General features: G+C 67.8%; 12 protein-coding genes. 9 read left to right on the forward strand and 3 right to left on the reverse strand.

Annotation, left to right across the window (positions count from 1 at the left end; all coding sequences use genetic code 11):
* Nucleotides 1-147 precede the first annotated feature (147 nt).
* From ACWFRF_RS22060 to ACWFRF_RS22075, 4 genes are read left to right on the forward strand one after another with little or no spacing between them, the layout of a single operon-like run.
* Entirely contained in the window at nt 148-942 is a 795-nt protein-coding gene (locus ACWFRF_RS22060; protein WP_378991129.1) for an ABC transporter ATP-binding protein, read from the forward strand.
* Nucleotides 939-1724 (forward strand): ABC transporter permease, encoded by a 786-nt coding sequence (locus ACWFRF_RS22065; RefSeq protein ID WP_452451983.1) that lies wholly within the window; start codon nt 939-941, stop codon nt 1722-1724. Before ACWFRF_RS22060 ends, ACWFRF_RS22065 begins: the two co-directional genes overlap by 4 nt.
* Nucleotides 1721-2521, forward strand: a complete 801-nt coding sequence (locus ACWFRF_RS22070) for an ABC transporter permease (RefSeq protein WP_378633951.1) — start codon at nt 1721-1723, stop codon at nt 2519-2521. The genes ACWFRF_RS22065 and ACWFRF_RS22070 overlap by 4 nt, the downstream gene beginning before the upstream one ends.
* A gap of 60 nt (nt 2522-2581) precedes the next feature.
* Nucleotides 2582-3646 (forward strand): ABC transporter substrate-binding protein, encoded by a 1065-nt coding sequence (locus tag ACWFRF_RS22075; RefSeq protein ID WP_452451985.1) that lies wholly within the window; start codon nt 2582-2584, stop codon nt 3644-3646.
* A 42-nt stretch (nt 3647-3688) separates the two neighbouring features.
* On the opposite strand, the gene ACWFRF_RS22080 is transcribed toward ACWFRF_RS22075, so the two are convergent.
* Both ACWFRF_RS22080 and ACWFRF_RS22085 read right to left on the reverse strand, forming a co-directional pair.
* Nucleotides 3689-4708, reverse strand: a complete 1020-nt coding sequence (locus ACWFRF_RS22080; protein ID WP_378991121.1) for an XdhC family protein — start codon at nt 4706-4708, stop codon at nt 3689-3691.
* Between the two features lie 15 nt (nt 4709-4723).
* On the reverse strand, nt 4724-5320 hold the full coding sequence (locus tag ACWFRF_RS22085) for a nucleotidyltransferase family protein (protein ID WP_452451987.1): 597 nt from the start codon (nt 5318-5320) through the stop codon (nt 4724-4726).
* Here ACWFRF_RS22085 and uraD point away from each other — a divergent pair, their 5' ends adjacent.
* From uraD to ACWFRF_RS22110, 5 genes are all read left to right on the forward strand, one after another.
* Nucleotides 5321-5938, forward strand: coding sequence for a 2-oxo-4-hydroxy-4-carboxy-5-ureidoimidazoline decarboxylase (gene uraD, locus ACWFRF_RS22090; RefSeq protein ID WP_449967634.1), 618 nt, complete (start codon nt 5321-5323; stop codon nt 5936-5938).
* Nucleotides 5935-6252 (forward strand): hydroxyisourate hydrolase, encoded by a 318-nt coding sequence (gene uraH, locus ACWFRF_RS22095; protein WP_379312377.1) that lies wholly within the window; start codon nt 5935-5937, stop codon nt 6250-6252. The genes uraD and uraH overlap by 4 nt, the downstream gene beginning before the upstream one ends.
* 1 nt (nt 6253) lies before the next feature.
* Nucleotides 6254-7159, forward strand: coding sequence for a factor-independent urate hydroxylase (pucL, locus tag ACWFRF_RS22100; RefSeq protein WP_452451990.1), 906 nt, complete (start codon nt 6254-6256; stop codon nt 7157-7159).
* Nucleotides 7147-8517, forward strand: a complete 1371-nt coding sequence (locus ACWFRF_RS22105; protein WP_452451992.1) for an 8-oxoguanine deaminase — start codon at nt 7147-7149, stop codon at nt 8515-8517. The genes pucL and ACWFRF_RS22105 overlap by 13 nt, the downstream gene beginning before the upstream one ends.
* A 257-nt stretch (nt 8518-8774) precedes the next feature.
* The gene (locus ACWFRF_RS22110) at nt 8775-9626 is read left to right on the forward strand and encodes an FAD binding domain-containing protein (RefSeq protein ID WP_452451994.1); all 852 of its coding nucleotides are present in this window, start codon (nt 8775-8777) and stop codon (nt 9624-9626) included.
* 2 nt (nt 9627-9628) lie between these two features.
* On the opposite strand, the gene ACWFRF_RS22115 is transcribed toward ACWFRF_RS22110, so the two are convergent.
* Nucleotides 9629-10027 (reverse strand): winged helix-turn-helix transcriptional regulator, encoded by a 399-nt coding sequence (locus ACWFRF_RS22115; protein ID WP_452451996.1) that lies wholly within the window; start codon nt 10025-10027, stop codon nt 9629-9631.
* Nucleotides 10028-10035: the final 8 nt, after the last annotated feature.

Here is a 10035-nt window from a genome sequence, read left to right on the forward strand (position 1 = left end):
CAGATCCTCCGACACTCTATGTCCTCTCACAGGACCGAATCGTTACCGGTTCACTTTTATGGTGACCTCGAGCACGGTTTACGGGGGCGCAATCTGGGCTGTGATTCGGAAATGCCGCCGCAACCAGGCGCTCTTATGGTGACGAGCATGGGTAAGGAAATCCCCGGTAGCGCGACCACCGGGATCGAGATCAGTGGGTTGAGCAAGACCTTCACAGTGGGCCGCAACACTGTCGACGCGCTGGACTCGGTCGATTTGCGGACTTCTCACGGCGCATTCCTGTCATTGCTCGGGCCCTCGGGCTGCGGCAAATCGACGGTGTTGCGGATTCTGGCCGGCCTGGACGAGCCGAGTGCGGGCACCGCGCGGATCAACGGTATGTCCCCGGAACAATTGCGCGGTGGCGCCGAGCTCGGTATCGCGTTCCAGGATTCGGCGTTGCTGCCGTGGCGCAGTGTGGAATCGAACATCCGGCTGCCGTTGCAGGTGGCCGGGCTGCCCGCCGAACCGGACCGGATCGCCGAACTGATCGCGCTGGTCGGGCTGGAGGGGTTCGAGAAGGCCAAGCCCGCGCAGTTGTCCGGCGGTATGCGCCAACGGGTTTCGATCGCGCGAGCGCTGGTCGTGCAGCCGTCGGTGCTGCTGCTCGACGAACCGTTCGGCGCGCTCGACGACATGACCCGGCAGCGCTTGAACCTGGAACTGCTGCGCATCTGGACCGAGAAGCCCGCGACCACACTGATGGTCACCCACGGCATCGGCGAGGCGGTGTTCCTGTCCGACGTGGTGGCGGTGATGAGTCCGCGACCGGGCCGGGTGCTGGAACTGGTCGAAATCGACCTGCCGCGTCCGCGCACACCCGAGATGATGCGCACACCCGAATTCCACAAGCTCTGTGACTACCTGTCGGAGCTACTCTTCGGGCGGGGTGGGGTGGCATGAGTGTGGCGACAGCCCGGCGGATCCCGGCCGACTTGGGCCGGGTGGCCGGGGCACTGGGTGTGGTGGTGCTGATCGTCCTGTGGTGGGCGCTGGCCGCCGCCGGAACCGCGGGCGGGACGATTCCCTCACCGGGGCGGGTCTTTTCGACCATGTGGTCGGACGGGTGGGGCCTCTACGGGCCCAACTTCCAGGTCACCGCGATCGGGGCGTTGCAGGGCTTCCTCTGGGGCAACGTGCTCGCGATCGGGGTCGCGGCGCTGATCATGCTGGCGCCGCGGATCGAACCCCTCGCGACCCAGCTGGCCATCCTGAGCTACTGCACGCCGCTGGTGGCGCTGGGCCCGATCATCCTGGTGGTGTTCGGCGGGCGCACGCCCACGGTGTTCCTGGCCGCGATGTACTGCTTCTTCACCACCATGGTCGGCGCGGTGAGTGGATTGCGCTCGGCCGATCCGGCGAGCCTGGATCTGGTGCGCGCCTACGGCGGTGGCCGCTGGCAGCAGCTGTATCGGGTGCAGGCCATCGCCGCGCTGCCGAATACGTTCGCCGCCTTGAAGATCGCCGCGCCGTCGGCGGTGCTCGGGGCGATCATCGGTGAGTATCTGGGTGGCGTCGACAGCGGTATCGGGGTCGCGCTCACGGCGGCCCAGACCGCCTACAACGTGCCGCGCACCTGGGGCATGGCGATCGCCGCGGCCGCGCTGGCCGGGCTCGGGTACCTGCTGGTGGCAGGCGCGGCCCGCCTGATCACGCCGTGGACGACGGTGGAGGAGGGGCGATGACCACCACCGTCGCGCGCCGGATCGGCCGCTTCCTGCTGCCGCTGGCGACGTCGCTGATTCTGTTGCTCGTCATCTGGACGCTGTTTCTTCGCCTGTTCCCGCAGATCGGGCCGCGAGTGGGCAAGACGCCGTCGGATGTCTGGGCCTATCTGGTCACTTCGGCGGGTGCGCCTGCGGCGCGGCAGGCGATCTTCGACGACCTCGCGATCACTCTCGGTGACGCGGCTTCGGGGTTCGTCGTCGGGATGCTCGGCGCGATCGGCGTCGCCGCGCTGTTCGTGCTGTATTCGGCTGTGCGGCAGACGTTCATGCCGGTCGCGATGTTGTTGCGGTCGGTGCCGCTGGTCGCCCTGAGTCCGATCGTGGTGCTGATCTTCGGCCGAGGCACGGCGGGGGTGACGGTGCTGACGGCGATCGTCGTGTTCTTCCCCGCCCTGGTGATGATCATGACGGGCCTGCGCGAAGCGCCCAGGCAGGCAATGGAATTGGTGACGGCCTACGGCGGCACACGGTGGACGCGACTACGGATGGTCGCGGTGCCCGCCGCGCTGCCGTCGGTGTTCGCCGCGGCCAGGGTCTCGGTGCCCGGCGCGTTGATCGGCGCCTTGCTGGGTGAATGGCTCGGCAGTGGAACAGGATTGGGCGCGAGCCTGGTACGGGCCATCCCGATGTTCCAGTACAACCGGCTGTGGGCGTCGATCGTGGTGGTGACGGTGGTATCGGTGTTGCTGTACGCGATCGTCGGCGTGATCGAGAACGTGGTGCTCGCGCGCTTCGGCCCGAGCGCCGGAAAGTAAGGAATAGCGGCGGAACGTGGCGGCAAAGAGAACGAAACGCATCGAACCTACATTTTGCGTATGAACAGTATCGACCGTCGTTCCTTTCTCCGCTTTTCCGCATTGACCGGCGCGGCGCTCGGCGGCGCCGGACTGCTCGCCGCCTGCGGCGGTAGTTCGGCCACTTCCTCGAACGGCTCGACCGACGACGGCTCGAAATTCGGCAAGGTCGCTGTCCAGTTGTCCTGGATCAAGAACATCGAATTCGCGGGTGAGTATTTCGCCGATTCGAAGGGCTATTTCAAGGATGCGGGATTCGGTGCGGTAGATCTCGTCGCGGGTGGCGCGGCGTCGACTTCGGTGGAAGCCGGTCTCGATACCGGCAAGATCTGGCTCGGCCTCTCCGCGCCGCAGACCACCGCGCCCGCCGTGCTGGAAGGACTACCCGCCAAGATCGTCGGCGCGACCTATCAGAAGAACCCGTTCGCGATCGTGAGTTCGGCGGGCAAGCCGATCACATCACCCGCGCAGATGAAGGGCCGCAAGATCGGTGTGCAGGACACCAATCAGCTCATCTTCAGCGCCCTGCTGGCGGCCAACGGCATCAGTCCCGGCGATGTCACCGTGGTGCCCGCACAGTTCGATCCGACCCCGCTGGCCAACGGTGAGGTCGACGGCTGGGTGAGTTATGTGACCAACGAGCCGATCACCCTGGCTGCCAAGGGCTTCGCCAACGACCACTTCCTGTTCGCCGACTTCGGTCTGCCGCTGGTCGCGGAGACATTGACGGTGAGCCAGCACACCATCGACAACGAGCGCGACAAGCTCAAGGCCTTCCTGACCGCCCAGATCAAGGGCTGGAAGGACGCTGTCGCCAACCCCGCCGAGTCCGCGCGGTTGGCCGTCGAGGTCTACGGCAAGGACCTGAAACTCGACCTCGCCGAGCAGACCAAGGAGGCCATCGCACAGAACGACCTGGTCGTCTCGGCGTCGACCAGGACCGACGGCCTGTTGACGATGTCGGACGCGCTGATCGAGCAGAACATCGCCGCGCTGCGTACCGCCAAGATCGACATCAAGGCCGACCAGCTCTTCGACCTGTCCGTCCTGCGTGAGGTGTACGCCGAGAACCCGGGCCTGAAATAAGAACTCGGTCGGCGCCGCGAAGCCGTGGCGCCGACCGGTACATCAAATGGCCATACCCACAGCGGCTGTCGACCCGTAGTCGCGCTGAGCCGCGAGGCGAAGGCCCGCGCGGGAGGCGAGGAAGTCGGCGGTGATGAAGACGGCGGTCTCGGCGGGAGTGCGCGGGCCCGCTTCCAGGCCCGCGGGTACGTGCACGCGCGACAGGGTCGGCTCGTCGAAGCCGCCCGCGCGCAGGTCGTCGAGGCGACGAGCCTGGTCGGCAGGGGTGCCGAGGGCGGCTAGGTAGCCGAGCTCGGGTAGTCGTAACGCGACGGTGAGCAGCGGGATCTCGAAGCGCGGCTCGTTGGCCAGCACAACGATGGCGGTGCTGTTGTCGACCTCGCCCGCGGCCGAGAGGGTGTTGAGGTAGCGATGCGGCCAGTCGACGACCACTTCGGCGCCCGGGAACGAGGCCGGGTCGGCGAACTCGGGACGCGAGTCACAGATGGTCACCCGATAGCCGATCATCCGCGCCTGCGCGACGAGCGTGGCCGCGTAGGCGTTGGCGCCGAAGATGATCAGGCGCGGCGGCGGGCAGTACGAGGCGACGAACAGATCCGACTCGGGCAGCGCGACGAGTTCGGTCGCGTGCTTGCGATCGGTGACCAGATGCTGGCCGATGACATCGGGATCCTGATTCCACACCACTGTGAACACGGTGACCCGGCGATGGGCTTGGATATCGGCGGCGATAGTGGGGAATTCGGGAAAATCGCGGCAGGAGAACGGTTCTACGAAGATATCGACGAGCGTTCCGTCGTCGGCGCTCGATTCCAGACCGGTGAGCATGCTGTAGCGACGCAGTTGCCGGACGCCGGTGCGACCCGCTTCCAATGCCGCGTCGTAGACGGTCTCTTCCAGCCGTCCGGAGGCGATCGATCCGAAGACGCCACCGTTGGGGGTGACGAGCATCGAAGAGCCGATGGGCAGGGAATTGGTGCCGATGGTACGGACCACGGTGGCGAGGCCGCCCGTACGGCCCGAATGCCACACTCGCAGAAGGTCATCGACGATATCGCGCATATCTCACAACTCCGATCACCGTGCGCCGACTTCCGGGAAATCGCGATCGGTCCCTGTCGCCAAGTCGTCGCACGTGACGCACACCATATCCTGTCGACCGCCCAAATAGGAACCGGCCCCGATATCGCCTGCGGCTACTTCGGAAATGGCTTCCCAGTGCTTGTTCTCGATCACAACGGGGTGTCCAGGTGTGTTGTGAAACACAGCGCGGGCAAGTCCGCTCTTGCTCGCGCGCGCCGCGGCGAGCACTCTGGTGACCACATCGCCCCCGATATCGGGGATGTCGACGGGCAGAAACGCCACGTAACGGGTGTCGGTTTCGGTGGCGGCGCGCAGGCCCTCGCGCACCGTCGCGGAGAGTCCGGTCGCCCAGTCCGCGACCCACCGGCATCGGGTGCCGTCGGGAAGTCCGAGGGCGGCCGGATCGGGTCCGGTCGCGCCGAGCATGACGATCACCGGATCGCAGCCGCCGTCGCGCAGGGCGGTGATCGCCGAACGCAACCAGGCGCCGTCCTCGGCGAGTGCCTTGGGTTTGCCGTATCGCGTGCCCGCACCCGCCGCGAGGACGATGCCCGTGCACGAGGCGTGCGCGGAACGGTCGAGTGGAGGCATGTGAGCGAAGGTAATGACGCAATGTTGCCGGTCGATTACAGCAGGGGAGCGCACCGGCGACGACACGCCGACGTGATGGACTGCACATCGGTGGCGGCGGGCCGGGGATCGCGCGATGCTGGATCGATGACGAGCGAAGGGCTGAGCCTCGCGGGTTTCAACGATCTACCTGCGAAGACTGCCGAAGATGCGCTGCTTGCCTGTTGCTCGGCGCCACGCTGGGCGCGGGCGATCGCGGCCGCGCGTCCCTATGCCACCACCGACGCGCTGTTGGCGGCGGCCGAGGCGGGAACGGCCGCACTCGACGACGCCGAGATCGACGAGGCGCTGGCCGGTCACCCGCGGATCGGCGACCGCCCGACCTCGGCGGCCTCCGCGCGCGAGCAGTCCGGGGTGGCGGGCGAGGACGTGCGCGTGGCGCTGGCCGAGGGCAATCGCGCTTACGAGGCGAAGTTCGGCCATATCTACCTGGTCTGCGCGGCAGGTCGCAGCGGCGAGGAGTTGCTGGCGATCTTGCGCGCGCGGTTGGACAACGATCCGTCTACTGAAAGGCAGGTCATGCGAACAGAACTGACGAAGATCAACCGGCTGCGCCTGGCGGGGCTGGTGACGCCATGACGAGCGTGAGTACCCACGTGCTCGACGCCGTGCGCGGGGTCCCCGCCGCGGGTGTCGCGGTGTTGCTGATGCGCGGGGAGCAGCGGCTCACCGAGGCGCTCACCGACGCCGACGGCCGGGTGAAAGAGCTGGCGGCCGGACTCAATCCGGGCGACTACCGGCTGTTCTTCGATACCGGCAGCTACTTCGCGGCGCAGGGCACCGAGACCTTCTATCCGGAAGTCTGCGTCGCGTTCACGGTGGGTGAGCAGCCGCATCTGCATGTGCCGCTGCTGCTGTCGCCGTTCGCCTATTCCACCTACCGAGGGAGCTGAGATGGCACTGACCGGTCCGATCGTGTTGACCGACAATCGATATGGCAAAGCCGAGAATCGGGTTGTGCGTTTCTACAAAGAGAACGCGCGCCACGAGATTCGCGACGTGAACGTCTCGACCACCCTGCGCGGTGATTTCGAGGCGGCATACACCGATGGTGACCAGCGTCACGTACTGCCCACCGACACCCAGAAGCACATGGCCTTCGTGTATTCGAAGAAGCCCGGTCTCGACACCATCGAGGACTACGCGATCGCGCTGGGCAAGCATTTCGTGGACTCGGTCGATCCGGTGTCGAGTGCGCGTATCGACGTGGACTCCTATGGCTGGCAGCGGGTTTCGGTCGACGGTGCCGAACACGATCACACCTGGGTGCGTCAGGGCCCCGAGGTGCGCACGGCCGCGGTGACCGTGGCGGGCAAGGGCGCGCAGCAGCAGCGGTGGGTGATCGGCGGGATCAAGGACCTGGTGTTGCTCAAGTCGACCGAATCGGAGTTCGCCGACTTCCTCACCGACGAATACACGACACTCGCGCCGACCCACGATCGCGTGCTGGCCAGTTCGCTGGTGGTCCAGTGGCGGTTCGCCGAGACCAGCGGATTCGACTGGGACGAGGTGTACGCCGGGATCCGCGCCACGCTGCTCGAGCTCTTCGCCACCACGTACTCCAAGGCGTTGCAGCAGACGCTGTACGCGATGGGAACGGCCGCGCTGGAACGCTTTCCGGTGCTGGCCGAGATCCGGTTGTCGGCGCCGAACAAACACCACTTCGACTACGACCTCGCGCGGTTCGAGATCGAGAACAAGGGTGAGGTCTTCTGGGCGGCCGACCGGCCCTACGGCTCGATCCACGCCACCCTGGCGCGAGCGGACGCGCCCGATGCGGGGATCGCGTGGCAGCCGTGAGCGCGCCCGATCTGCTGATTCACGGCTGTGCGGTGATCGCCGTCGACGCGACGGGCACCGAATACCGCGACGGCTGGGTCACGGTGCGCGGCAACAAGATCGACGCTGTGGGCGCGGGTGCACCGCCCGAGTTCGGGCCGGAGGTCGCGCGGATCGACGGGCGTGGCTGCGTGCTCACCCCCGGTCTGGTCAACACCCACCACCACCTGTACCAATGGATCACCCGTGGGCTGGCCGCCGACAACACGCTGTTCGAGTGGCTGACCACGCTGTATCCGGTGTGGGCGCGGATCGATGAGAAGTCGGTGCGGACGGCGGCCACCGGCGCGCTGGTCTCGCTGGCGCGCAGTGGGTGCACGACGTCGTCGGATCACCACTACGTGTTCCCGCGCGGCGGCGGTGACCTACTCGCCGCCGAGATCGGCGCGGCGGTCGAGGTGGGGCTGCGCTTCCACCCGGCGCGCGGGTCGATGGATCTCGGGCAGAGCAAGGGCGGGCTGCCGCCGGACTCCGTGGTGGAGTCGATCGACGACATCCTCGCCGCGAGTGCGGCGGCCATCGAAGACTGGCACGACCCGTCCTTCGACGCGATGGTGCGGATAGCGCTGGCACCCTGCTCGCCGTTCTCGGTGACCGCCGATCTCATGCGCGAGTCCGCGGCGCTGGCCCGTTCCGCGGGCGTCCGGCTGCACACGCACCTCGCCGAAACTCTCGACGAGCAGGACTTCTGCCAGGAGAAGTTCGGGTGCACGCCCGCCGAGTACATGGAGCAGCTGGGCTGGCTCGGCGACGATGTCTGGTACGCGCACGCCGTGCACCTCGACAATCCGGCGATCGCGGCGATGGCGCGCACCGGGACCGGGATCGCGCACTGCCCGACCTCCAACGGCCGATTGGGCGCGGGGATCGCACGGACCGCCGACCTGGTGGCGGCCGGTGTGCCCGTCGGCCTCGGGGTCGACGGTGCGGCCAGCAACGAGTCCAGTTCGATGATCGAGGAACCGCGCAACGCGCTGCTGTACGCGCGGGCGGTCGGCGGTCCGCGGGCGATGACGGTACGCACGGCGCTCGAGCTGGCGACGATGGGTGGTGCGCGGGTACTCGGGCGGGCGGACGAGATCGGATCCATCGAGCCGGGCAAGCTGGCGGATCTGGCGCTGTGGCGGCTGGATACGCCCGCTCACGCCGGTATCGAGGACCCGGTCGTCGCGCTGATCCTCGGCTCGGCGCCGCCGCTGGCCGCACTGCTGGTGAACGGGCGTGAAGTCGTTCGCGACGATGTCGTGCTGACGGTGGACGAGGCGTCGGTGGGTGCCGAGGTGGCCCAGGCCCAGGCCACGCTGCTGGCCGGTGCGTGATCACGCTCGGACCCCGGCGCGTGATCACGCGCGGCGGGGGGGGGCGGGCCGTGACGTCATCCGCGCGCCGGCCGGCACGTGAGCTCGGATGTCGGGCCGACAGCCATGCTCGTCGTCGGCGTGCTGATCTGCGGTTTTGCCTGGATCGGCGCACACTGGATGGCGTACACCGGGTTAACCGCGGCGCAATCTGGCGCGGGTTTCGTGCAACATCGTGGCAACTCCCGGCCCCTACTGTGGCCGGTGAGGTTAGCGAGGTGAACGTGGATCTGGACACTGTTTCCGAGATTGTTCTCGCCCGCGAACGCGCCGATCTGGCGCAGGTCGGAGCGGGCAGCGCGGTGCTGGCGGGCGGTACTTTCCTGTTCTCCGAACCGCACGATCATCTCGACACGCTCGTCGACATCACGACCCTGGGCTGGGCGCCGCTGACCGAGTCCGCACCGGGGCTGGAGATCGCCGCGACGTGCACGCTGGCGGAGTTCGCCGGTGCCCGTCCCGGCCGGGAACTCGGCACCTCGACCATGCGACCGGAGTGGCCGGGTACGGCGCTGTTCGCGCAGTCCTGCCGGGCGCTGCTGGCCTCGCACAAGATCTGGCGTACGGCGACGGTCGGCGGGAACGTGTGTCTGTCACTGCCCGCAGGCGCGGTGCTCGGCGCGCTCGTCGCCTTGGACGCGACCGCGGTGATCTGGCCGCGGGGCGGTGGTGAGCGACGAATCTCCCTGCGCGACTTCGTCACCGGACCGGGAGAGAACCTGCTGGGCTCGGGCGCTGTCGTGCGCTCGTTCGTCGTTCCCACCTCGAGCCTGATGGCGCGCACCAGCTTTCGCAAGGCGGCCTTGGCTCCGCTCGGGCGTTCCGGGTCGGTGGTGATGGGCAGGCGTGCGGCCGACGGCCGGTGCGCGATCACCGTCACCGCGGCGACCGTTCGCCCGATCGTTCTCGACTTCGATTCCGTCCCTTCGCCATCCGAGCTGAACAACGCGCTGGCCGAGATCGACCCCGACGTGTGGTTCGACGATCCACACGGTGCGCCGGACTGGCGCGAGCACGTGACCGGGCTGCTGGCCGCAGAGGTGGCCGCCGAACTGCGGGAGGCGTCGTGAGTTCAGCGCGTGGCGTCGTAGGCGGCGCGGGCGGCGAGCACCCGATCCATGTGCTGCTCGGCCCAGCCCTTGATGGTGCGCATCACCGGCAGCAAGTCCTCGCCGAGCGGAGTCAGCCGGTACTCGACGCGAACCGGCACCTCGGGCAGCACGGTGCGGGTGACCAGGCCGTCGCGTTCGAGATTGCGCAGGGTCTGGGTGAGCATCTTCTGGCTCACCCCTGCCAGCCGCTGGTTCAGTTCGCTGTAGCGCAGCGAACCGTCGGCCAGCGCGTTGATCGTCAGACTCACCCACTTGTCGCCGATCCGGTCCAGCAGCTGACGCGCCGGGCATTCGGCCACGTAGGCGTTGTAGGCCGCGCCCGCCTCGGCGCGGCGCTCGGCGGCGGTCCGCGTACTCATCGCTCTCC

The organism is Nocardia sp. NPDC055165, from assembly GCF_053606985.1.